Consider the following 23,991-nt stretch of genomic DNA (forward strand, 5'->3'; position numbering starts at 1 on the left):
TAGTATTTTGGGAACTTGATGAAAAAAATAATACTCTTGCCTCTTGCTTGGTTTATCTATCAAGAAGTCTCGACTGAGAGCCTTTCTGTGGCTAAGAAACAGAGACCCATGGCTAACGTGGTGGTGGCTAAGGCGAAGATTGAGCTTATTCGGGATAGGGGACCAGTAAGGCCAATGAGTCGATAACCGTCACTCCGAAAAGCGATCACGATCAACTTCGAAGACGGTGATATCGTTAAAAAAGGCCGTTTACTGGTTCAACTTCAGGACAGAGTGCAGAGAGCCCTGGTGAAAGTCGCCAAGGTACGAGTCAATGACCATATGCGTGAACTGGACAGAATTCGCTCTTTGGTCACCAGTCAGACCATAGCCGAGCTCGAACGTGATAGATTACAGACCCTGATCGATACCGCCAAGGAGGAATTGGAGCAAGCTCAAGCAGCCCTGGCAGACAGGAAGATATTAGCGCCTTTCAATGGTCGATTAGGCCTACGTCAAGTCAGTGTTGGCAGCCTGTTGCCCCCCGGAACTGTGATCACCACATTAGATGATATCTCTGTGATTAAGTTGGATTTCTCTGTGCCAGAGCGCTTCTTACGTTCTCTTGCTATAGGTAAAATTGTCGAAGCCAGTGCGGTAGCATTCCCGGGTGAACTCCTCACAGGTAAGGTGATCTCCATCGACAGCCGGATAAATCCGACTACACAAGCCGTTATAGTCAGAGCCGAACTCCCCAATCCAGACCATCGCTTGATGCCGGGCATGTTGATGAAAGTCACCTTGATCCAACAGAGTCGTGAAGCCCTTATTTTGCCCGAGTCGGCGATCATCCCCATTCAGGACCGGCATTATGTCTATCTGGTCAATGATGAAAATGTCATCGTTCGCCGTCAGGTTACCTTGGGTCTACGTAAGCGTGGCTGGGTCGAAGTGCTCGATGGGGTCAAGTTAGATGAACAGGTGGTTATTCGGGGGATCTTGAAGGTCAGGCCCGGGGACAAGGTAAAGGTTCAGTTTAGTGAGCGTTTTAGTTTTCTTAAACAAGCTAAAGTTGGGCCACCGCATGCTGTTAACCGATCTTTCTGTAAAGCGTCCGGTTTTCGCTGCGGTGATCAGCATATTGCTTATCGCTTTTGGCTTAGTGGCATTCGACAAGTTACCCTTGAGAGAATACCCCAATATCGATCCGCCAGTGATATCGATACAGACCAATTATCGTGGAGCCAGTGCCTCTGTGGTCGAAAGTCGTATCACTCAGCTGGTGGAAGATAGAATAAGTGGCGTCGAAGGCATACGTCATATCAGCTCATCGAGTCGTGACGGACGCTCTACCGTGACCCTGGAGTTCGATGTCGATCGTGACATCGAAGCTGCCGCCAATGATATTCGTGACAGGGTCTCGGGCTTATTAAACAATTTACCCGAAGAGGCTGAGCCGCCGGAAGTACAGAAAGCCAATGGTGGTGATGAGGTGATCATGTGGCTAAACCTGGTTTCAGATCAGATGACCACACTGCAGCTCACCGATTATGCCCGGCGTTATCTGACCGATCGGTTATCTGTTATCGATGGTGTGGCGAATATTCGGATCGGTGGTGGCAAGGTATATGCCATGCGAATTTGGATCGACAGGCAAGCTCTGGCAGCGCGAAATTTAACCGTGCCCGACATAGAAAGAGTGCTGAAATCTGAGAATGTTGAGCTACCTGCAGGCTCGGTTGAGTCCAAAGATCGGCATTTTACTGTGCGCGTCGAGCGTAGCTTTAGCACCGTGGAGGATTTTACCAATCTGGTGCTGAGCGAGGGTGACGATGGTTATTTGATCAAGCTTGGGGATGTCGCTCGGGTAGAAATAGGCTCCGAAGAGGAGCGCATCATGTTCAGAGGCAATCGAGAGGCCATGATAGGCTTGGGGATCTCCAAGCAATCCACGGCTAACACCTTAGACGTATCGAGGGCGACCAATGCTTTAGTGGATGAAATCAACCCGACTCTGCCCGCCGGTATGGAGATAAAACGCTCCTATGACAGCTCGGTGTTTATCGAGGCTTCGGTGAGGGAGGTGTATCAGACGCTGTTTATTGCCATGCTCTTGGTTATCATTGTCATCTACCTGTTCCTCGGTAGTGTGCGCGCCATGTTGATCCCGGCTTTGACCGTACCCGTGTCCCTGATGGCGACGTTCATCGTGCTCTACGCGCTGGGCTACACCATAATGACCTTGCTGGCGATGATCTTGGCCATCGGCATGGTGGTGGATGATGCCATCGTGGTGCTGGAGAATATTCACCGCCGAATAGAGGAGGGGGATTCGCCCTTGAAGGCGGCCTACCTTGGCTCCCGAGAGGTGGCGTTTGCCGTTGTCGCCACCACTCTGGTGCTGGTGCGGTCTTTATGCCGATCACGTTCCTCGAAGGTGACATAGGTAAACCATTTAAAGAGTTTGCCGTGACGATGAGCGCCGCCGTTATTTTCTCGAGCATAGTCGCCCTGACCCTGACTCCCATGATGTGCTCTAAATTGCTCAAACCCGCAGGGAATGATTCTTGGTTAGTGCGCAAGGTCGATGCCGGCATGAGCTATGTCTCAGACAAGTATCGTCAGCTGTTGACCAAGGCCATGTGCCATCCGGTGATTGTGACTTCGCTGATTGTGGTTGCACTGGGATCGAGCATGGTCTTGTTTACGTTGGTGCCCCAGGAATTTGCTCCGCGAGAGGACAGGGGCTCTATGTTTCTTATAGTCAATGGTCCTCAAGGCGCGAGTTTCGAGTATATCGAGTCCTACATGGATGAGATCGAAACACGTCTGATGCCCCTAGTTGACAGTGGGGATATCAAGCGACTATTAATCAGGGCGCCGAGAAGTTTTGGCCGCAGTGCAGATTTCTCTAACGGCATGGCCATTATAGTATTGGAAGATTGGGCGGTGCGTAGAAGCGCCGCAGAGATAACCACAGATATACGCGAGCGACTGGCCGATCTTGCCGGGATCAGGGCCTTTCCCGTGATGAGACAAGCTTTCGGCCGTGGTGTCGGCAAACCGGTGCAATTTGTGCTTGGTGGACCCAGCTACGAAGAGTCGGCCAGGTGGCGCGACATCATGCTGGAGAAAGCCAAAGACAATCCGAATCTGGTGGGATTGGATCATGATTATCAAGAGACTAAGCCTCAACTTAGGGTGATCATAGATAAAGACAGGGCGGCAGATCTGGGTGTATCCATCTTCTCTGAATGTCATCTCTAACACCCAATGCATACTTTCTACTTGCCAGTGATTTCGCACAGAAGATAACGCCTGCTCTGCATTTAAATCTAATGAGCTAATGTACCAACGTGTTTCAGTGGTCTCTTTACCTGTCGTTTTTTCATGTACGTCTGATGTCACTTTGATAATGCTTTTTAAGCCAACCCACTGATATTTATTATTTAACCAACTTTTATTAACCAGCACTTGCTGACAACGTCTTGTTTCAATTCACCCTGTAGACCAGAATGATGACCTTTAAGCGCTAGAATATAATCAGCCTTTTGCTTAACGATTAGCTTTGCTATCTCTTTTTCATCCGCTTTTAATCGGCAGATAACACGGGCAATAGTGTCATGCCGAGGAATACCTGCTTTAAAAGGACGATACTGACGAAGCCAATCAAGCTTTAGATGTCCAAAGTTTTCAATGTCTTCCCATCCTTCAGAGCCTGACATAACCGCACTTATAGCGAGTAAAATAATCTCTAATAAGTTATGTTTTTTACAACGCTCAATACGGGGATCCGCAATCGAATCAAAATGTTTTAAAAAAGTAGCAGTCATTAACATCACCAAAAAAGAGTATTTGGTGATCTGATCGCTACTTGAGCATAAAGTTCAATTTATAATGATCTTGCCGTGAGGGCAATCGAGAAAATCAAAATACCGCCAGAGATCTGGAGAATATTTATGTTCGCTCGGACAGGAGTCAGGTCTTGACCCCCTTGTCGAACTTGGTGAGCGTCGAAGAGTTTGCCGATGCCAGCAGGCTAAATCGTTATAGTTATAATCGTATGCGGGCTATCACCATAGAGGCAAACCTTGCCGAGGGTTATAGTCTGGGTGAGGCACCGGATTACCTCAATGAGCTTGCCGCTACGTATCTGCCCGCCGAGGCGGTCATCAGCTATAAGGGTCAGTCACTGGATTATCAAAATTCGGGCAGCTCTATGTACTTCGTGTTTGCTTTGGCTTTAGGCATCGTATTTCTGGTACTGGCGGCTCAGTTTGAGAGCTTTGTTCATCCCATGGTGATCATGCTCACTGTGCCTCTGGCAACGCTTGGCGCTCTGATTGGACTCTATTTAACCGATCAGAGTCTCAACATCTACAGTCAGATAGGCATCATCATGTTGGTGGGATTAGCGGCCAAGAATGGCATCTTGATCGTCGAGTTTGCTAACCAGTTAAGAGATCGAGGGCTTGAGTTTGAACAGGCTATTATCCAGGCTGCCTCCCAGCGACTCAGGCCTATACTGATGACGGGCATCACCACAGCTGCAGGTGCTATTCCCCTGGTTATGGCTCAAGGTGCTGGCGCCGAGACTCGATTCGTCATAGGTGTGGTGGTATTATCGGGTATTCTGGTTGCCACCTTGTTGGTGATCCCCGTGGCCTATTCTCTGTTTGCCCGTAATACGAGTTCACCCGAGGCCGTGGCGCGGGTATTAGAGATCGAGCTGGAAAAGTAAGCTCAGCGAGTGATCATTGCCGATTAAGTGTGCTAAGCCAGCCAGTTATCTGATTGGCTTTTTTATTGTTATCTGGCTAGCCTCTTCTTTTCCTTAGCTCCCTTTATTAGTGCCTAAAACTGGGTGTGCATCTCTAGCGCAAACTCAGCCTAACTTGTTAAGAAAATGTTGCGTCATTGTATATCGTATATTATATTTGTTAGTTTAGCTCTTGGTGATAAATCGAATAATTTGTGTTCAATCATTATGGCATTGACTCGAATTGATTATTAATCGACAAGCCAATATCACCAGCATGACTAATAAAAGCGGCATGGGTAGATAGTTCTCATAAGTCGCAGAACAAAAATCGTGGCATCAGAGGCCTCAGCAGTGGCCCGTCACGTTACTTTATCCTGATAAAAACGAGAATATAACAATGATAAAAACCATTAAAGGTGGTGCTATCTTAACTGCACTAACCCTATGTGCAAGTTTGCCTATTGGGCATGCTTGGGCCGGGTTGTCGGTCAATAAGGTAAGTCAAGCCCATAGCAATCAACAAAAAAATACCATGTCGAGTCATCTAAAGTCCGGAGGTCAGGTATGTGGCACTGACAGTAATGGACAAACTTGGGTGCCGAGTCCAAATGAAGGATTATTTTTCGGTTCGACTTCATCACAATCACAAGCTCAGTCAAAATCTTTCTCTCGTCACGCCAGTTTCTCTGTGGGAGTACAATCTATCGGTAATGCCGATCAGGGCGAGTATATCGTTCCTGTGGTATTTCACGTCTATGGTGCAATACACAACTGTGATACCGGTAGCGCTTGTGTACCTGACTCGCTTATTGCCAATGCACTAAAGAGATCAAACGAAGATTTTCAGGGACTCAATAGCTTAGATGGGCCTATCGCCAGTCAATTTCAAGCGATAAGAGAGAACATGAATGTCGAGTTTGTGCTGGCTCAAATCGATCCTTGGGGAAATCCAACTAACGGCATCATCAGGCATGGTGATGCCACGGGTTACGGTAATTATGACGCCCCGAACGATGCCGCTAGAGACGCGAAAAATGCCGAGATTTCAGGGGATGCCTGGGATAACTATCGCTACATGAACATCTATATCATGAATGACTTAGATGGTGATGGCGCCACCAATAACTCAGGTGTTGCCTGGTATCCAACCACATCTATGTCTGACTCAGGTCTGGCTCGAGTGGTCTATAACGGTGCTTATTTAGGCACTAATACAGGTGAAAATTTCCGCTCGATTTTGACCCATGAGTTCGGCCATTGGCTTAACTTACCCCATGTATTTGACGGTGCTCAGTGTAATACAGATAATGAAATTTTCTGTTCTCATTCGGGAGACCGAGTCTGTGATACGCCCCAGATGAGTAGTCAGTCAATGGCTAATAATGCGCAAAATTGCCTTGGGCAGGCCACCAATACTGAAAACTTCATGCACTACACTGACAATTACGCCATGTTTACTCAGCAACAGGCTCAGCGTATGTACGGTGCCTTGAATCATCCGGCTCGCAAGACGCTGTGGACCGATGATAACTTAATTTCTGTGGGACTCAGTGCCTATACTTCTAACTTTCCACATAACTGGGATGGCTCGGGTGTCGATGCACCACCAGAAGGTGCGGTATTGATGGAGTTACCCGGGCTGTCGGCCTTAAAGGGAGAGAGCAACACTTATACTATCGATCTGCCTGTGGGCACCGAGGTGATGGCTGTTTACCTGGATGGCTTCCCTGAAGATCCCGACTTGTATCTCAGATATGCTCAGGCGCCGAGTTATGACGGTACTAATTGGACCTATGATCTTCACTCTTTTAGCTCGGCGGGCACCCCCGAGTTCATCGGTCTTGTCGGCCCTAAGACCACAGGGACTTACCACATTACCATAGATGCTTTTTCGGCCTATACCAATGCCAGATTGATCATCGTTGCCATGGACGATCCTACCTTGTGTAACGGCTGTGAGCGTGTCACTGTAATCGAAGAAACTAAGCTTGTGGCGCTTAAAGGCTCTGCAGCTAAGCACTTTAGTTTCACCGTGCCTAATGATGCCACTCGTGTCATGGTTGAGATCCCTGCAGGTTATGGCAGTACCCTTCAAGGAGGGCCCGATCCGGATCTGTATGTCAGTCGTGATATCATCCCGACGACCGCTGTTGCCGACTGTAAGCCTTTTGCGGCGCCGGGGTTAAGAGAAGTCTGTGAATTTACCGGGGTCGCACTCGGTGGCACTTATAACGTCATGATCGATGCATTTCTCGACTACAGTGAGGTGACACTTAAAGCCGTTTATGATCATCCGATAACGACCAATGCGCTGCCGACGCCTCTGGCTAACGGACCCTACTCGGCAACCTTGGGCGCAGCCATCAACTTTTCCAGTAATGGGTCATCGGACTCCGATGGGTCGATTGTCAGTTATAGCTGGGATTTCGGTGACGGCAACATCAGTGATCAAGCCAATCCTATTCACACCTACGGATCAGCCGCGACATTCAATGTGACCCTGACGGTTACTGACGTTCTCGGTGATATAGGCAGCGTAGCCACGACGGCGGTCATCAGTAATTCGGGTCTTGTGGAACTGAAAAATGCGATACCTCAGTCAGGAATTTCGGTGAGCACAGGTGACTTTGCTAAGTTTTTTGTCAATGTCCCTGCTGGAGCGACCAATCTTGTGATCAAGATAAGTGGTGGTAGCGGTGATGCCGATCTCTATACTCAATCCGGCGCCGAGCCCACAGATAGCAGTTATGTATGTAGACCTTATGTGGGCGGCAACAGTGAGACTTGTACTCAAGTTGCTCCGGCAGAAGGACTCTGGTACGTGAACCTCAAGGCCTACAGTACCTTTGCCGATGTGACTGTGGTGGCAAGTTTTGATAGCGGAACGGCCAATGCTGCGCCGATAGCTAATGCCAATGGCGGTTATGCGGGCTATGTGGCTCAAGGCATTAGCTTCTCAAGCCAAGGCTCCAGTGATTCTGATGGCAGCATAGCGAGCTATGAGTGGAATTTCGGTGACGGCAGAGTCAGTAGTCAGGCGAACCCAAGCCATGCGTACTCGGCGGCGGGCAACTATACGATTACCTTGACGGTTACCGATGATGGCGGCTTGAGTGATATCAGTACCACGACGGCCACCGTTAGCGCCACGCAAAATATGGCCCCTACGGCCGCGGTTAACGGACCCTATGCCGGAGATGTGAACGCTAATATTAGCTTCTCCAGTCAAGGGTCCAGTGATGCTGACGGTACTATCGTCAGCTACAGCTGGGCGTTTGGTGATGGTAGTACCAGCACTCAAGCTAACCCAAGTCATGCTTACGCAAGCGCCGGCAGTTATACCGTGTCTCTGACCGTGACCGACAATCTCGGTGCCATAGGCACCAGCGTTGCCGATGTCACCGTCTCGAGCGTACCGAGCAATGGTTTGGTTAATGTGTGTGGTACTCAAGGGGCGGTGGATTATATCGAGGTGCAAGCGGCTAGCTCAATTTGTGTCACATCGGGCAGTGATATGTATTTCTACTTCTACGCCGATGGGCTGAGCAAAACCGTTATCCGTACTCAACACGGCGGCGGTGATGTGGCGCTTTATTATAGCAACTCAGGTTGGCCGAGTAGCTCATCTTATACTCAGGTTTCCAATACCTCAGGTAATACTGAAACGATCACGGTCAATGGGCTGGCAAATGGCTGGCACTACATCATGGTTGGCGGCAGCCATTCTGGTGTGACGCTTAAGGTCGATATGCAGTAATGCTTGTGCGATACAGGTAAAACCCTAAACCGGTATGGTTCTCCATGCCGGTTTTTTTACGCCATGTTTCTGCTATGGGTTCGAGGTCAATAGCGGGTCAGACTGGGATCTACGTTATCGATCCAGGCCAAGATTCCTCCCTTGAGATTGGTCACCTTGCTAAAACCTAGCTCAGTCAGCTTGTCACATACCTTAGCCGATCGGCCCCCCAGCTTGCAGTGAAAAACCAACTCACGACTCGGGTCCAGCTCGGCTAAACGCGCATCGAACTCTTGCATGGGAATAAATTGACTGCCCGCGATCATGCATATTGCTCGCTCGAAGGGCTCTCTGACATCGATAAGAATCACGCGGTTATCTTTATCCATCCAAGTTTTGAGTGCTTTGGCTTCTATCTCTTTATAGGGCTTAGCCACACTGCTTTGAGTGAGGCCACAAAATGCCTGATAGTCGATGAGCTTAGTCATGGATGGGCTCTCACCGCAGATGGGGCAGTTAGCATCCTTTTCTATGGCAAGAAATTCAAAATCCAGAGCCAAGGCATCGTATAAAAGCAGGCGTCCAGAGAGTGGTGTGCCGATATTGGTGATCATCTTGATGGCTTCGGTAGCCTGAATAGACGCTATGATACCGGGTAATACACCGAGTACCCCGCCTTCGGCGCAGGAGGGCACCAGACCTGGAGGGGGCGGAGTAGGATAAAGGCAGCGATAACAGGGACCGGCTTGATAATTGAATACACTGGCCTGACCGTCGAAGCGAAAGATGCTGCCGTAGATGTTAGGTTTATTGAGTAAGACGCAGGCATCATTGACCAGATAGCGGGTAGGGAAGTTGTCTGTGCCATCTATGATAATGTCGTACTTGTCTATGATCTTGAGTGCATTGTCGGCAGTGAGGCGCTGACGATACTTGGTTATATTAATATTTGGGTTGAGCCGTTCGAGACGCCGCTTAGCGCAATCGACCTTAGGGTGACCTATGTCATCGACGGTGAACAGCACTTGTCTCTGCAGGTTTGATTCATCGACGACATCATCGTCCACCAGACCCAGATGGCCCACTCCGGCGGCGGCTAGATAGAGGGCTAATGGACAGCCCAGACCGCCGGCGCCGATGATCAGTATGCTGGCGTTTTTCAGGGCTTCCTGTCCTGAGATGCCTATTTCAGGTAAGAGAATATGTCGACTATAGCGACTGAGCTCATCGGCCGACAGACAGGTATCGAGCGAACTACCTCCGGCGATGGCCGGGACAATTCTCACTTCACTGCCCGCTTGTAGCTTAGTATCCAGACCCTCTTGCTGACGTATATCTACCTTGTTGTGATAGAGGTTAACAAAATTTCGCAAGTCCCCGGTGTCATCCATGATCTGCGGCTTAATATCCGGATAGCGGTTAAATAGTTCAGAGAGTGCTGCTTTTACTGTTAAGGCATCGAGTTCTATCTGCTTCTGATTGTCGGTAAATCGGCGCAGCGGGGAAGGGATCTTCATTATCATCTTCATGATTTATCCTCCATTAGAATGTCTTCTGCATCGAATTGGCTATGATCTTCTCTGAGTTGCCAGGAGCGATAACTGTTTACCTGACCTTTGAGAATGGAGATGATGATGTAGCTCAGTCCGGGCCAGGCATGCGAGCGGTCAAATTCCGAAGGGTCATGGCTATGATCCGGGTGTGAATGCACTATGCTGATGATGGCCAGTCCCTCCTCATCGGCCCTGTCTTCTGCGCTTCGATATTGCAGTGGGTCGATAAGGAAGCGGCGGTTTTTCTCAGTCAAAATATTATGACAGGGGAGGTAATAACTCGCCTTAGACAATGGGGTATCTGCCTGTGAGCCTGTGATGAAACCACAGCACTCATGGGGGTAACAGGTCTTGGCATGGGCTAAAAATTGGGCCTCGATCAGCCTGCTTATTTCTATGCTCATCTAAGCTCCTCAGGTTCGTCATCATCGTTAAACATGTGTTTTACCGTATATTTCAATCTAGATTTTATCGCTGCCACAGACCTGAGCTGATGTAGCGCTCGCCTAAATCACACAATAATGTGGTGACGACGCCCGAGGTCAGGCTCTGCATTAACTTCTCACTCGCGGCCAGGTAAGCTCCGGAAGACTGACCGAGGAAGTAGCCATGACTCGCCATTCTCAGACACATCTCCTTGGCTTCATCGGCGCTGATGTCTATCCACTCATCGACTAAGCCGGCATCAAAGATGGCAGGTATGATGTCAGCGGGATCTCCCAGAGGCTTTAAGCCTTCGATGCCGGGCCAGATTTCGGGCCAAACACCGACAATGCATATGTCGCTATTGGTTTGTTTTAGGCGCCTGGCTATCCCGGTTAATGAGCCACCGGTGCCGACGCCACAGACGAAGTGGGTGATGGGCTCGGGACTTTGTTGCAGCAGTTCGTTAGCGGTGCCGTGAAAGTGGGCCTGGACATTGAATGGGTTGCTGTATTGATCGCAGTAGAAATATTTGTCCCTCGAATCGGCATAAATGTCGCGTACATGACGTAGCGCCTGATCGTAACCTTCTAAAGGATCTGTCTCGATAAGTGTCGCACCATGGGCCAGTAAACGTTGCTTGCGTTCATTGCTGGCGTTACCGGGAATGACTATGGTGACTGGAAACCCCAGGGCGGCGCCTATCATGCTGTAAGAGATACCGGCATTGCCACTGCTGGAGTCGAGTATGATTTTTCCAGGTGTGAGTTCGCCTGATTCGATGGCATGTAGCAACATGGCCTTGACTGGCCTGTCTTTGAGTGAGCCCCCAGGATTGAGCCACTCGGCTTTGGCGAATAGCTTGATACGATTAGGTGTTTCGCTGAGAAAACTCAGATCAAGTAGCGGAGTATTGCCTATCAGCTCCAGTAGCGTCATGTCCATGTCTCTTTATTTACTCAGACACGAATGAGTATAGTGCATCAGAATCAGAGCCAGAGTATAAACGGCAGATTAGAATTTCGGGACTGCTGAGTTTTAGTCTTTTGAGAAGAAAAGCAATGTCTGAACTTAGGGGCGACGGTGAACACCCGTTGTGAACACGTTAAGTTTGCAGATGTGGTTGGCTAAGTCGAGGAGCCTGATTTATCATCAGTATTCTCCTTGTCAGCTTTATCTGCACTCTCAGTCTTATCGGTTGCATTAGTCGAACTTGGATCCGATGGAGTGGTCTTTTCCTTAGCCTCGGCTGGCTTCTTGGTTCTGGCACTGAGCTTGGTATCTTTACCGAACTGAGTCATTTTAAATTTAGCACTGTATTTGAGCACTGCAAGATTACTGGCTATTACGCCAATGACAAGAATGATGATAAGCCAAGTTTCAAGATCAGACATTACAGCCCTTAATCAATGTTCTCAATGGAGTAAAACAAAGCCCATAAGGCGGGCTTTGGCTTATTTAATCTACCGCTAGTCTGGCTTCACAGATGCGGATATCTTCTGGGGTATCCACTTCGGGAGAGTCGAAGGCACTGATAGCAACCTTGATCCTATGACCATGCTCTAGCGCCCTGAGTTGCTCAAGCTTCTCAAGATCTTCCAGACGTCCTAATGGAAGTTTAGCAAAGGTAGACACAAATTTTCTGGTATAGGCATAGATACCTAAATGCTTATACACAGGGTAATCCTTGGTGTCACGGCCGAAGGGGATCCGTGCACGGGAAAAATACAGGGCGTAAAAATCGTTATCGAACACCATCTTCACATGCTTAGGATCGTCGAGTTCATGCTTCTCGGTGATCTCAAAGCCTAAAGTGGCCATGCCGAACTCACCGGGATGACGTTTAAACAGGCTGATGATCTGTTCGATTGAGATAGGATCGATCAGAGGCTGATCGCCTTGAAGATTGACGATAAGGTCATCATCTTTCAAACCCAACTGGGTTATGGCATCTTCAATTCTGTCTGTACCTGAGGCGGCTTCCGGGCTCGTCATTATCACTTGACCACCGAAGGCTTCTACAGCGTCCTTGATGCGAACATCGTCCGTTGCCACATAGATGGAGGTCAGGCCTTTGGCTAATGATGCACGCTCAACAACATGCTGGATCATAGGCTTGCCGTTAATCGGGGCGAGTGGTTTTCCTGGGAAACGACTTGAACCATAGCGTGCCGGGATTAACAGGGTAACATTCATGGGATTTACCTATCATTTTACAATTCTAGTTCAATAGATGAGGGCTCAATTGAGCCCTCATTCGTAACATGCGCCGTTAGCATCACATGAGTGCAGCATGATTACATGCGACGGTAGAGTGCCGTTAGCATCTCATCGGTGACTTTCTCTTCCCAGCTTGGGCCGTAGACATTTTCCCATAATGGGCCCATGCTCTTAGCGACCTTAACCATCTTAGCGATAGTCTCATCAGGAAGATCTTTACAGATACCTTTAGGGATGGTGATGTTATGTTTCTCGACCATGGTACGGAACTCTGCAACCCCTTGAGGGTAGAAGTCTTCGAGTACATCGAAGGCAATACAGTTACCGATACCGTGATGATAACCCAGTACATAACCTAAGCCGTAAGATATGGCATGGCAAGCACCAACTTGGCTATAGGCTATGCTCATGCCGCCCATGTATGAAGCCATCATCAACTTATCATCTTTCTCTGCATGATCGTCGATATAGACTTGACGACAAAGATCCATAGACTTTTCTGCGAAGGCTTTAGCAAATTCGTTGAGGAAGGTGCCCTGTAGTGATTCAACACAATGGATAAAGCAGTCCATACCCGTATAGAACCATTGATCTCTTTCGACACCGGCAATCAGTTCCGAGTCCATAATGATCTGATCGAATACCGTGTGATCTGAGTTCAGCCCCAGTTTACGTACCGGACCACACAGCACTGCGGTGCGTGATGCTTCGGCGCCGGTACCCGAAATTGTCGGGATACCGATATGATGAATCGCCGGGTGCTTGATAAGATCCCAACCTTGATACATGGCGCTGCCACCTGGATTGGTTAGCATCAAAGACACAGCCTTGGCTAAATCCAGAGTCGAACCACCACCCAGACCTACTATGCTCACAGGAAGCTTACCATTGAAGGCTTGTACCTGTTCGGTGAGGGCATCGACTTGCTTAGTCGATGGCTCTTCGTCAACGTTAACATAGATTAGTAGATCATGGCCTTTAACGGGAACGCGAGCCGCTAGTGGCTTGTCCTGATGAACATCATCCACGAGAAAGACCACGAAATCATCTTCACTGTTACGCTCTTCGCCCAATACTTTATCAAGGTCGACGAATGAACCACGTCCAAAAATCATTTTAGGTACGCATTTGAAATTTTTAAAACTCATTACAACATTCTCCGTTGAAATGTGAAATTGCGCCTAGATTGCAGGCGCGATAAAAAGTATGGGTTTATGCTATTTAAGCAAAGGCTTTGTTAATGTTCTCGATACGCTGGGCAATCTCTTCTTCAGTCCAGGAGAGTTTAATCAACATAGAGATGGTCTTGCTCATGATGGCATCAGACTTAGGCACCGACACTTTAGTATAGTCAGGATGGTCGTCGATTAATGTGATCGGCAGGGCAGAGCAAGATTTAAGCTCTTGAATATGCTTCCAATTGTTTAGGTAGTGCCAGTTGTTGATATACCAGTAGAAACAACCGTCTACGCCATTTTCGGCTAATTTTTTGTTGATCTCTATGGTGCGCTCTTCAGTTGGCATCATAAAGGTCAGGAAGCCAGCCGAGTCACCTTCTGGATCGGGAAGTTCACGGAAAGTCACTTCGGCGATGTCGCCCATGGCATCCTTAAGGATCTTCTTATGCTTACGCTGGATCTCTATGATGGTATCAAGCTTACGCAATTGCGCCAGGCCCATGGCCGAGTTCAGCTCAGAGATACGGAAGTTGAGACCCATGATTGGATGGCCTTCCGCGCCTCGGTCGTTGCCCACATGGTCGTGGCCATGATCCGAGAACATATGCGCGTGGTTATAGATGGTGTCGCTGTTAGTGATCACGGCTCCGCCTTCACCACAGGTGATGGTCTTAACCGAGTCGAAAGAGTAACAGCCTACATCACCAATAGTGCCTAGAGCTTGACCCTTGTAGGTGCCGCCGATAGCCTGACAGGCATCTTCGAGCAAAACAAGATCATGCTTATCACAGATGGCCTTAATTTCATCCATCTTGCCCATAGAGCCACACATGTGCACTAAGTTAACTGCTTTAGTTCTCGGGGTGATCGCCGCTTCGATGCCTTCAGGAGATAGACAAAGCGTCTCATCTATTTCGGCAAAAATAGGGATTGCACCGGCCATGAATACCGCTTCCACAGAGGCGACAAACGTAAAAGGAGGCACGATAACCTCGTCGCCCGCACCAATACCCGCCGCGGCAAGGGCCGTTTGTAGGGCTGCTGTCCCGCTTGAAAGAAGGTGAGCGTGTTTCACATTCATCTTCTCACACAGTAACTGCTCCATCTCACGCGTTTTCCAGCGGTCATTACGCATATGATCAAAGTTATAACGGAAGGTAAAACCGTTCTCCATTACGTCTGCAACTTCTTGCTTCTCTTCAGGACCAAATAATTCAAAACCGGGCATGGAAATTTCCTTAGAATTCGCTGCGCTTATCTGCGCGAGATATAAATTATAACTGGAAGATTATAACTGGGTTAGTCGGAAAGCTGCGATGTTTATTAAGGATTATTTAACTAAAGAAGCAAGATATTGGAAAGATAGGGCAAAGCGTGTACATCCAGCCCCTAAATTTTAGCGAATTTAAGGGTGGGTACGGTCAAGTTAATCGATTTCTGGTTTAAATTGTTCGTTATCGACGGTGACATCAAGATCCGACAGTAAGCCATTTTCGACACTGTAAATCCAGCCATGAACTGAGACGTTATCGCCTCTTTCCCAGGCATCTTGAACGATGTTGGTGTTACAGACATTGCCGACTTGTTCGATGACGTTGAGTTCACAGAGACGATCGAATCTCTCCGGTTCATCGAGTTTATTCAGTTCATCACTATGCAGCCGATGGATATCTCTGATGTGCCCCAGCCAGTTATCGATGAGCCCGAGTCTCTTCTTTCCCATGGAGGCTTTCACGCCACCACAGCCATAGTGACCGACAACCATGATGTGTTTAACGTTTAGCACTTCGACCGCATATTGAAGTACCGATAAACAGTTAAGATCCGTGTGGATCACCATGTTGGCGATATTGCGATGTACGAAGACTTCACCTGGCATGAGGTCGATAATTTGATTCGACGGAACTCGGCTGTCCGAGCAGCCAATCCACAAATATTCTGGATTTTGCTGTTTCGCTAACAGCTCAAAAAAATCAGGCTTCTCTTGTACGATACGTTCGGCCCAGCGGCGATTATTATCAAATAAGGATTTTAGTATTTTCATTTATTCACAGCAATTAAGTAATTAACAGTCGGTTGTGATGAAATTCATTCTAGCATCGTTTGTTCACTTTGGTGGTCTACTCAGTAACTTATACCATTCCATATAAGTATCTGGTCAGTTCAGAGACTCTCAGTTTTTTCAATTCAAGGCACATTGATGAGGAAATGGTTATTCCCTTTTAAGTCAATGAAACGCAGAAGTGGAAACACTGAGAGCCTCACGCAGTGCGGCTGATGTTTAAAGCAAAGGGCAAAGCCCTTTATGCTACGTTGAATGTTCTCGATATACGACTGCATGGTCTATTTTGTTCCATACAAAATAAGACATTTCCCTGACCCATAGGGATATGGGAAATGTCTTTAAAGCGTATGGAACGCTTAAGACCATGGAGGTCAGATGCAGGAGGTACGAGCCCATGGACGGGTGAAGGTAGAATAATGCAGGAGCAATTATCGAGAGCAACGCAGGAGCTTGTTGCCGAGAGTAACTATTAGCTTCAAACATCCGCAAGCCACATGGATGTGGTGAATGTCTATATTGCAGGAGTAAATATAGACCTTGCCTACAGCGCTTTGAACTCCCGCTGAATGATCAGATACTTACTCGGAGTGGTATTATCAGCTTAACCTTAATTAACGATTAACTGACAGGATTAATTTTGTGTTAATCGAGTCGATTTTCCGTGATGGTTTAGAGGGGGGATGATTTTGACTCTATGATTAATCGCTAGTCTATCTCCCCCAGCAATATGATGAGTTATTCATTTTACAGGTTTAGCTATTCGGCTAAGTGTTTCGCGAGGAACTGACTCAGCTGTTGATTGACAAAATCGGGCTGTTCCAGACTCGAGATATGACCGGCATTGGGAATATTGATAAATTCACTGCCAGCGATGGCATCGTGCATTAAATAGCTTTCTAGCACGGGTCGTACCGTGTCTTCCAGACCCGTCATTATTAAGCAAGGTAAGGTTAATTTATCGACATCATCCAGAGTGTCCCGACGACCGAAGATAATCTTACCTAATCGACAAATACTCTCGATACGTCCAGTGTCTATCTCTGCCAGAGACTGTTTAAAGGTGTTAAATAACTCTGGATTATCCTGCTCTACGCTTTTGGCGAAGTAGAGTGGCGCTATCTGCTCGATAAGCGACGCAGGAATGCCTTGGGTCTCTTTGATGATATCCAGCATCGCGTAATACTTAGCTCTGGCGACCTCGGGCTCATACCCTATGAAACAGTTCATCATGACGAGTGCCTTTACACGAGTCGGCGCGATGAGTGCCAGCTCTGCCCCCCACATACCACCGACAGATAAGCCAATCACTGAAAAATCGTCTATTGATATACTATCCATCAACTGCAGCATCTGCTGGCTGATATCTTGCAATGAGTGGGTCGACTCAGGAAGCGTGTCTGACTCACCATGGCCCCATAGGTCGGGCACGACACAACGATATTGTTTCGACAGATGCTCGATTTGAGGGGCCCACATCTTAGCATCCCACAGATAAGTATGGCCGAATAATAGTACCGGACCCGTGCCTATATCTAAGTAACTAAGATTTTTGTTATCTAAGGTTATCTGTTTTCTTGCGGATGAAAAATTCATATTTTCTACTGTCTTCATGGGTAATGAGAGTCGATTTAGTTAGGTGTAAATTGAGTCAGTGCCATTAATTTCGCCGTGTTGACTCGGTAGTGCTGACTTAGGTTGTCCTACTCGGGAGGCGGCGCAACCTTAAACACATATTCTTGTGTTAAAGCCGGCAGACGTGACAGTATCTCATCTTTAAATATGATGTTGGAGTCTATCAGTGTCTGCTTTAAAGCTTCGATATCGAAATTGCTTAAGATGCCGTTGGATACCGGGTAATAGCTCAAGTGCCAAGGCTCTGGGCTGACGCCGCTCAATCCTTGTTGAAAAGGAAAGTAAAAACCAAATTCAACGGCATGTTCTACCAACCAGAGGTGAAGATTGGCACAAGGTCCACCTGATGAGTATTCGGCGCTCACCAGTTTTAAATCTTCTTGTTTGATACCAGTAGCATCAAAGACATCGATATCGGTTCCCCAGTGGTGGCGTGAGGCGCCGGGCAGTGCTGACCAGAGCAAGATCAGATCTATGATCTCATCGGCAGATTTACCTTTCAGGCTAACCGCTCGCGACTTAAGGTCTAGAACAGGCCGTTTACCACTGGCCTTGGAGTTCCAAATCTTAACTTGTCTTTTGAAATCACGGTGACCGGAGCAGAGCTGCAGTGTTACCCCATAACAGTCGGCGGCACGGGCCATCTCTATGAATGCATCTCGGGTTCTACGTTCGAGCTTATGACCTTGATGTTCTACTAATTGGCTTGTATTAAGGCCATAGGCCGCCATGGAATTTAGCAAAGTAACTTCTCCAATATAACTTCATAACAAAGTGCTAGTTGTTCGATATCATCCACTTTAACGCACTCATTCACTTTGTGAATAGTGGCATTAACTGGACCCAGTTCTATTACTTGTGCGCCGGTAGGGGCGATGAAGCGTCCATCTGAGGTGCCACCTGTGGTTTGTGGGTCGGTATCAGTCCCGGTGACTTGCTTGATTGCTGCTTTGGTCGCATCGAGCAGAGGCCCATCACCGGTGAGAAATGGCAGGCCGTTAAAAATCCAGTTGATATCATACTCTAATCCGTGTGCATCTAAGATATTGAGCACACGTTGGATAAGGATCTCGGCGGTGACCTCGGTGGAATAGCGGAAGTTAAACATGACCTCTAATGCCCCCGGGATCACATTAGATGCGCCTGTGCCACCATTGATATTGGCTATTTGGAAGCTGGTGGGGGGGAAGTATTCATTGCCCTTATCCCAATGCATCTTAGCCAACTCATCTAAGGCTGGCATCGCCTTATGAATTGGATTTTCCGCAAGGTGAGGGTAGGCCACATGGCCCTGAATACCATTGACGGTTAAGTTACCCGTGAGGCTACCGCGGCGACCATTCTTGACGATATCACCTAGCTTATGAGTCGATGAAGGCTCACCGACCAGAGACCAGGTGATCTTCTCATTACGAGCCTCTAAGGTGTCTATGACGCGAGTGGTGCCGTTGATGAAAGGTCCCTCTTCGTCACTGGTGATCAAGAAGGCGATGGAGCCCTTATGATCCGGGTTTTTCTCGACGAAACGCTCTGTCGCCACCAACATGGCGGCGAGCGATCCCTTCATATCGGCGGCGCCGCGGCCGTGCAGATAGCCATCGATAACGACGGGGTCGAATGGTGGCGTGTGCCAACGATTGAGATCGCCCACAGGCACCACATCGGTATGACCGGCGAAGCAAAATAGCGGTTTTTCGGTGCCGCGTCTGGCCCACATGTTGGTGGTATCTTCGAACACCATAGGTTCAATGTCGAAACCGACCTTAGCCAACCTGTCGGCCATTAACTGCTGACAGCCTTCATCCAGTGGTGTGAGCGAGGGGCGAGAGATAAGGTCTTGTGCCAGCGTTAATACATCCTGACTCATAGGCTAAACCAAGCTTGATATTCGGCTTCTTTAAATCCTACATACACCTTATCTGCGGCAACTAATACGGGCCTCTTGATCAGCGTTGGGTGGGCAAGCATCAGCTCGATGGCCTTGTCCTGATCGATATTAGACTTGTCGGCATCCGACAGGTTTCTAAAACTGGTGCTGCGTTTGTTGAACAGGGTTTCCCAGCCGGCCATGGCGACCCAGCTAGTCAGCTGGTCTTTGTCGAGTCCATCTTCGCGAAAGTCATGAAAAGTCACTTGAGCTTGGTTAGCCTGAAGCCATTTCCTGGCTTTTCTTACGGTATCGCAATTTTTTATGCCGTAGAGGATCAAGTTGGTTACTCCATTTGTTACTCATGCCTATGTTACTCACGTAAGTGAGCGGGTTAGCTCAGCAGATGCATGAATTGTTATTGGCACGCATTGTGGCATTGCCATGCAAAGGACTCAAGCATCTTTAGGTGATGGCATTTCATTACTGAGAGTAAATGAATCGCCCATGGCTGCTGCATTATGGACTCTAAAAATATATTTTAGAAAAATACTTCTCTTTTGACTTAAGCAAAAACTAGCCTTGAGTTGTATTAATACACAGTGATATTCTGATTTATAAAAAATCAAACCACTATGGCCAAAACTAATTCACGCTTTACTATTGAGTTACTAAAAAAAGTGGCGTAAATTCAGTGAGATGAAAGTGTGTGTTCAAGTCTTACTCAGATAATAGGACGTGAAAACGCGTAACTGAATTTTGTCCGAAAGTGTATTGGATACAATTTGCTTGTTGTTAAAGTAATGAATTGTTTTTAATGTATTTTTAAGACTGATTTTTGTGCACGTTTTCCCAAGAGGCATTGGCGAAACACGCTTGCCGTATATTAAAATGTTAGTGCTCAAGGAGAGCTTGTGGAGACAATAGAGCATGAAAACCGAGGAATTGACGGATATATATTTTTAATCGCTTGTAAGTATTATCGTGCCGCTAACTATATACCAAAAGATGATCGCGGTGCTCCTTACTATATAAACTTGGCTTTCGCTGGAATCAAGCAATAAGTGCAACACGCTTACCAGTAAAGACCTCGAGGGGTGTTAGCCCGCCTAATATCTTTCTTGGCGTTAAATTTAGTTGCAATATCCTGTTCTCGATTTCCTCCTCCGTCAGCCTAGCCATGTCGAATTTCTTAGGCCAAAACCGCCGAATCCGACCGTTAGTATTTTCATTCGTTCCTCGCTGCCAACTCGCATAAGGTTTGGCAAAATAAACCTTCGCTCCCGTCGCTTCATGAACCTTCATATGGCCTGCAAACTCACCGCCATTATCCAAGGTTATTGTCAATGCAGTATGGACTTGCCCAAGCAAAGCGATCATCGCATCACTCAAGCATTCACTTGGGGCGAATTCTCTTGGCATGCGGTCACAGATCGCCCCAGGAGACCAGTTAAGCACCATGCATTTTCGAATAATCTCGTCAGTACTTGGCTGGCGTTTACAGGCTTTTTTCGACGTCATTTTACGCTTACAGCTTAACGTATGTGCCATTTTCGGGTCATAGTTTAGGCTGGTGATATTTCGCTTTAACTCACGGCATACGGTACTAAAATGTACCCCGACTTCCTCGGCGATCTGACGAAGTGTCATACCTGTTTTACGGGAGGCAGATATTTGGTATCGTAGTTCCTGAGTGAGCTGATGGTACTGTTTGTTCATGACCGACTCTGAATTTGTGTGTGAGAACTAAAATTCTGCCTTCAGCTCTCTCACTTTTCAACCTTAATCTGTTGCACTTATTGTATTACCTCAGCCTTGCAATGTCTCAGCGAACCAGATGGCTTCGCCGCATTACACTCTAGCTGAGGGAGAGATTGAGCCTCTTTGGGGGAAGGCCATTGCAAAGTGTTAACGATGCCACAGATTATGAATCTAACAAACCTAGGATTTCAGTTAGGCTGCCGTCTTTGATTAACGCTACTTATATATGCACTTTCATCTGTTGGCCGTTTGCTGCTTGATCTTAGTGCCTTTCCCGTAAGCGTAGCGTTCTGTTATCCGTTATCCGTGAGCGCAGCGTTTCGTAACAGAAGCGTTCGTTCCATAAGATAAGCGTGAATTTCTCGGTCGAAGCAGACTCAGTTCCCCTTCACTGGGTTTAACTCCTGTGAAGGGATATGACACAAGCGAAGGGAGTTTAGAGCACGACGGTGAAGATGACATCCTTGCCGGCCTCGATGGTGCCCTGCCTTTTATCCAATGATTGAATATCTTCCATGTTGGCGAGGACGACCGGAGTCAGTAGACTCTCGACTTGATCTTTGAGGTAAGCGAGATCAAATTCTAAGATAGGGTCGCCCATTTTTACTTGCTGGCCTTCTTCTGCCAGACGTGTAAAGCCATTGCCGCGCAATTCTACCGTGCCCACCCCGAAATGCACGAAGAGCTCCAGTCCTTGAGGTGATTCTATGCTGAATGCATGGTTGGTCTCGAATATTTTTCCTATGGTGCCATCGATTGGCGCGACGATCTGTTTGCCTTTAGGATTGATGGCCAACCCGTCGCCAACAATTTTCTCGGCAAATACCACATCGGGTACATCTTCAATTGGGACTATTTCGCCTGATACGGGGGCATATACATCTATGCCGCCAACTAGGTCGGTTTGCCCTGACATTAATCGTCTGATACGGCTTAAAAAACCCATTTATTGTCCCCTAGTACAATTTATATCTTATTGTTATTACTCTTGTCATCACCAGCATACTGAATAATATCGGCTAGTAACAGTGTGACACATAATCATTTAATTCATCTAATCTTTGTATTGATAATGCTTGTTGGCTCCATTTCTGATAAGTCGCCAGAGTGTGATTGCACAGTGAAGACTTAAGCTCCAGCAAGGAGGACGGGCTGACACTCAGTTCATCTAATCCCATGCCGACCAGAATGGCAGCCATATTGGGACTCGAGGCGAGTTCACCGCACAGAGAAATAGGGATTCTGGCTGGCTTAGCCGTGTTAATCGTCATCTTGATGAGTGTCAATATGGCCGGTGACAGTGAAGGGTAAGCCTTAGTTAGCGCCGGATTGGTTCGGTCTGCCGCCATGGTATATTGGGTGAGATCGTTAGTTCCTATGCTGATAAAGTCGAGTCTGGGCAGCATAGAAGACAAATTCAGTACCGCGGCGGGTGTCTCTATCACTATGCCATAACTGAGATCGCCATATCCTCGTTCCTCGTCTACCAGTTCTATCTTACACTCTTCTATGATGTCGAAAAGCTTGTCCAGCTCTTCCACTTGATTGATCATGGGAAACATTAATCTGATCTGACCATGGTTGGCGGCCCTGAGTACGGCCTTCAACTGAACTTTGAGCAGCTCAGGGTGAGCGAGTGAATATCTGGTACCACGAAAACCCAGTGCCGGGTTGTCTTCTGCTGGCAGGGACAGGCAGGGAAGCTCTTTATCGGCACCGATATCTAAGGTTCTTATGGTGAAAATTTTACCATCTAACAGCAGCAGCGCATCACAGTATAGCCTGTATTGCACTTCTTCCGTTGGCATCACACTGGCGTTCATCAACATAAACTCGGTGCGAAACAAGCCTATGCCATCGGCGCCAGCATCGGATAAATGACCTATCTCGCTTAAGCATCCCACATTGGCTAACAGGGCGACTCTGTGAGAGTCTTTGGTGACCATAGGCTGGTTTTTGTATTTGAGTAGCTGCGCTTTTCTTAACGTGTCATGTTTACCGAGTTGTGTAAGTCGCTGCAGAACATCTGAGTCAGGGTTTATGTGCAAATTGCCGGATAGGGCATCGAGAGCCACCGCTTGATCATCCTTGAGAGTCTCATTGCCTTTGATAAGGTCAAAATCACAACTGAGTAAGGCCGGGATCCCGGCGCTTCTGGCCAGAATGGCGGTATGGCTGGTGAGACCGCCGGTTTTCAGCACTATGCCATTAATTTTATCCAGGGGCAGTGTGGCAAACTCGGCAGGAGTGAGATCATAAGCGAATAATATCGTCGGCCCATGGAGGTTTTGCAGATCATGCTTGATGTTGCCGTTGATTGCCGATATCAAGCGACTGCCCAGACACGCTATGTCTTGAGCTCGATCTGCAAGATAAATGTCTTCCATGGCTCTTAGTTGATTCGCATGTTGAGTGAAGATACGCTCCACTGCGACACTGGCGGTAAATTGTTGCTCGGCAATTGATGCCTGTAATTGCGCGATAAGCTCATCATCTTCTAACAGTAAGATATCGGCCTCGATTAACTGATAATTCTCACCATCCTGACGTAAACTTTGTAAGCTGATCGCCAATGAGGTGACAAACTGTGCTATTGCAGTGGTGAGCTTGGCTTGCTCGGCTGGAATTTGCTCTAAGGCTAATACTCGGTAATCCAGTTCGGAGTTGTGTTGCTTAAGTATTCTGGATTGACCGAAGGCGATACCCGATGACACAACAATTCCCGAAATGGACATACTGTTTTCCTATGAACGAATGACTTGATGATGTGGCACATCTTTAACTGAGCGTGACTAAAAGCTCTGAGACTCGCTCA

The 23,991-nt window shown here is 47.7% G+C and carries 16 protein-coding genes and 5 pseudogenes; 4 read left to right on the forward strand and 17 right to left on the reverse strand.

Features of this window, described 5'->3' with window-relative positions:
• Positions 1-18: 18 nt before the first annotated feature.
• Both KT99_RS17270 and KT99_RS17275 read left to right on the forward strand, forming a co-directional pair.
• Positions 19-1,059: pseudogene (locus KT99_RS17270) on the forward strand (efflux RND transporter periplasmic adaptor subunit); the annotation flags it as partial.
• Positions 1,060-1,063: 4 nt separating this feature from the next.
• Positions 1,064-3,225 (forward strand): annotated as a pseudogene (locus KT99_RS17275) (efflux RND transporter permease subunit); the annotation flags it as partial.
• 54 nt (positions 3,226-3,279) lie between these two features.
• Here KT99_RS17275 and KT99_RS23660 read toward each other — a convergent pair.
• Both KT99_RS23660 and KT99_RS23665 read right to left on the reverse strand, forming a co-directional pair.
• Positions 3,280-3,453, reverse strand: a pseudogene (locus tag KT99_RS23660) (ISAs1 family transposase); the annotation flags it as partial.
• A gap of 128 nt (positions 3,454-3,581) precedes the next feature.
• Positions 3,582-3,818, reverse strand: a pseudogene (locus KT99_RS23665) (transposase family protein); the annotation flags it as partial.
• Between the two features lie 71 nt (positions 3,819-3,889).
• Here KT99_RS23665 and KT99_RS17285 point away from each other — a divergent pair.
• Together KT99_RS17285 and KT99_RS17290 are read left to right on the forward strand one after the other, a co-directional pair.
• Positions 3,890-4,720, forward strand: a pseudogene (locus tag KT99_RS17285) (efflux RND transporter permease subunit); the annotation flags it as partial.
• A gap of 418 nt (positions 4,721-5,138) precedes the next feature.
• Positions 5,139-8,498, forward strand: coding sequence for a PKD domain-containing protein (locus KT99_RS17290; protein WP_005502608.1), 3,360 nt, complete (start codon positions 5,139-5,141; stop codon positions 8,496-8,498).
• A gap of 86 nt (positions 8,499-8,584) precedes the next feature.
• Here the strand turns inward: KT99_RS17290 and moeB are convergent, their stop codons facing one another.
• From moeB to ptsP, 15 genes are all read right to left on the reverse strand, one after another.
• Positions 8,585-10,006 carry a molybdopterin-synthase adenylyltransferase MoeB gene (gene moeB, locus KT99_RS17295; protein WP_005502610.1) on the reverse strand — a complete coding sequence of 474 codons (1,422 nt, stop codon included), beginning with the start codon at positions 10,004-10,006 and terminating at the stop codon, positions 8,585-8,587.
• Positions 10,003-10,434 (reverse strand): M67 family metallopeptidase, encoded by a 432-nt coding sequence (locus KT99_RS17300; protein ID WP_005502612.1) that lies wholly within the window; start codon positions 10,432-10,434, stop codon positions 10,003-10,005. Before KT99_RS17300 ends, moeB begins: the two co-directional genes overlap by 4 nt.
• A 64-nt stretch (positions 10,435-10,498) precedes the next feature.
• Entirely contained in the window at positions 10,499-11,392 is an 894-nt protein-coding gene (locus KT99_RS17305; RefSeq protein WP_005502615.1) for a PLP-dependent cysteine synthase family protein, read from the reverse strand.
• Positions 11,393-11,580: 188 nt separating this feature from the next.
• On the reverse strand, positions 11,581-11,847 hold the full coding sequence (locus KT99_RS17310; RefSeq protein WP_005502616.1) for a DUF2897 family protein: 267 nt from the start codon (positions 11,845-11,847) through the stop codon (positions 11,581-11,583).
• A gap of 64 nt (positions 11,848-11,911) precedes the next feature.
• Entirely contained in the window at positions 11,912-12,649 is a 738-nt protein-coding gene (gene kdsB, locus KT99_RS17315; protein WP_005502617.1) for an 8-amino-3,8-dideoxy-manno-octulosonate cytidylyltransferase KdsB, read from the reverse strand.
• Positions 12,650-12,750: 101 nt separating this feature from the next.
• Complete coding sequence (gene kdnB / locus KT99_RS17320) at positions 12,751-13,821, reverse strand: 3-deoxy-alpha-D-manno-octulosonate 8-oxidase KdnB (RefSeq protein ID WP_040572156.1); 1,071 nt, start codon at positions 13,819-13,821, stop codon at positions 12,751-12,753.
• A gap of 73 nt (positions 13,822-13,894) precedes the next feature.
• The gene (kdnA, locus tag KT99_RS17325; RefSeq protein WP_005502621.1) at positions 13,895-15,079 is read right to left on the reverse strand and encodes an 8-amino-3,8-dideoxy-alpha-D-manno-octulosonate transaminase KdnA; all 1,185 of its coding nucleotides are present in this window, start codon (positions 15,077-15,079) and stop codon (positions 13,895-13,897) included.
• A gap of 198 nt (positions 15,080-15,277) precedes the next feature.
• On the reverse strand, positions 15,278-15,895 hold the full coding sequence (gene can, locus KT99_RS17330; protein ID WP_005502624.1) for a carbonate dehydratase: 618 nt from the start codon (positions 15,893-15,895) through the stop codon (positions 15,278-15,280).
• A gap of 777 nt (positions 15,896-16,672) precedes the next feature.
• Positions 16,673-17,509 carry an alpha/beta fold hydrolase gene (locus KT99_RS17335; RefSeq protein ID WP_005502629.1) on the reverse strand — a complete coding sequence of 279 codons (837 nt, stop codon included), beginning with the start codon at positions 17,507-17,509 and terminating at the stop codon, positions 16,673-16,675.
• Positions 17,510-17,616: 107 nt separating this feature from the next.
• Positions 17,617-18,279, reverse strand: a complete 663-nt coding sequence (locus tag KT99_RS17340; protein ID WP_005502631.1) for a M15 family metallopeptidase — start codon at positions 18,277-18,279, stop codon at positions 17,617-17,619.
• Between the two features lie 5 nt (positions 18,280-18,284).
• A complete protein-coding gene (gene dapE / locus KT99_RS17345) occupies positions 18,285-19,415 on the reverse strand; it encodes a succinyl-diaminopimelate desuccinylase (RefSeq protein ID WP_005502633.1) in 1,131 nt (376 codons plus the stop codon).
• Entirely contained in the window at positions 19,412-19,756 is a 345-nt protein-coding gene (locus tag KT99_RS17350; protein ID WP_040572157.1) for an ArsC family reductase, read from the reverse strand. Before KT99_RS17350 ends, dapE begins: the two co-directional genes overlap by 4 nt.
• Before the next feature lie 712 nt (positions 19,757-20,468).
• A complete protein-coding gene (locus KT99_RS17355) occupies positions 20,469-21,134 on the reverse strand; it encodes an IS30 family transposase (protein WP_005502637.1) in 666 nt (221 codons plus the stop codon).
• A 478-nt stretch (positions 21,135-21,612) separates the two neighbouring features.
• Positions 21,613-22,122 (reverse strand): PTS glucose transporter subunit IIA, encoded by a 510-nt coding sequence (gene crr, locus KT99_RS17360; protein ID WP_005502639.1) that lies wholly within the window; start codon positions 22,120-22,122, stop codon positions 21,613-21,615.
• 73 nt (positions 22,123-22,195) lie between these two features.
• Positions 22,196-23,911, reverse strand: a complete 1,716-nt coding sequence (ptsP, locus tag KT99_RS17365; RefSeq protein WP_005502641.1) for a phosphoenolpyruvate--protein phosphotransferase — start codon at positions 23,909-23,911, stop codon at positions 22,196-22,198.
• Positions 23,912-23,991: the final 80 nt, after the last annotated feature.

The organism is Shewanella benthica KT99 (assembly GCF_000172075.1).
GTDB classification, from domain to species: Bacteria; Pseudomonadota; Gammaproteobacteria; order Enterobacterales; family Shewanellaceae; genus Shewanella; species Shewanella benthica_A.

What these genes read in the sequence shown, in the direction of transcription:
- KT99_RS17355 (WP_005502637.1), bottom strand. Translation starts at nt 21,134, where the DNA reads ATGAACAAACAGTACCATCAGCTCACTCAGGAACTACGATACCAAATA.
- dapE (WP_005502633.1), bottom strand. Translation starts at nt 19,415, where the DNA reads ATGAGTCAGGATGTATTAACGCTGGCACAAGACCTTATCTCTCGCCCC.
- moeB (WP_005502610.1), bottom strand. Translation starts at nt 10,006, where the DNA reads ATGAAGATGATAATGAAGATCCCTTCCCCGCTGCGCCGATTTACCGAC.
- can (WP_005502624.1), bottom strand. Translation starts at nt 15,895, where the DNA reads ATGAAAATACTAAAATCCTTATTTGATAATAATCGCCGCTGGGCCGAA.
- KT99_RS17305 (WP_005502615.1), bottom strand. Translation starts at nt 11,392, where the DNA reads ATGACGCTACTGGAGCTGATAGGCAATACTCCGCTACTTGATCTGAGT.
- KT99_RS17340 (WP_005502631.1), bottom strand. Translation starts at nt 18,279, where the DNA reads ATGGCGGCCTATGGCCTTAATACAAGCCAATTAGTAGAACATCAAGGT.
- KT99_RS17335 (WP_005502629.1), bottom strand. Translation starts at nt 17,509, where the DNA reads ATGAATTTTTCATCCGCAAGAAAACAGATAACCTTAGATAACAAAAAT.
- KT99_RS17290 (WP_005502608.1), top strand. Translation starts at nt 5,139, where the DNA reads ATGATAAAAACCATTAAAGGTGGTGCTATCTTAACTGCACTAACCCTA.
- kdsB (WP_005502617.1), bottom strand. Translation starts at nt 12,649, where the DNA reads ATGAATGTTACCCTGTTAATCCCGGCACGCTATGGTTCAAGTCGTTTC.
- kdnA (WP_005502621.1), bottom strand. Translation starts at nt 15,079, where the DNA reads ATGCCCGGTTTTGAATTATTTGGTCCTGAAGAGAAGCAAGAAGTTGCA.
- kdnB (WP_040572156.1), bottom strand. Translation starts at nt 13,821, where the DNA reads ATGAGTTTTAAAAATTTCAAATGCGTACCTAAAATGATTTTTGGACGT.
- KT99_RS17310 (WP_005502616.1), bottom strand. Translation starts at nt 11,847, where the DNA reads ATGTCTGATCTTGAAACTTGGCTTATCATCATTCTTGTCATTGGCGTA.
- ptsP (WP_005502641.1), bottom strand. Translation starts at nt 23,911, where the DNA reads ATGTCCATTTCGGGAATTGTTGTGTCATCGGGTATCGCCTTCGGTCAA.
- crr (WP_005502639.1), bottom strand. Translation starts at nt 22,122, where the DNA reads ATGGGTTTTTTAAGCCGTATCAGACGATTAATGTCAGGGCAAACCGAC.
- KT99_RS17300 (WP_005502612.1), bottom strand. Translation starts at nt 10,434, where the DNA reads ATGAGCATAGAAATAAGCAGGCTGATCGAGGCCCAATTTTTAGCCCAT.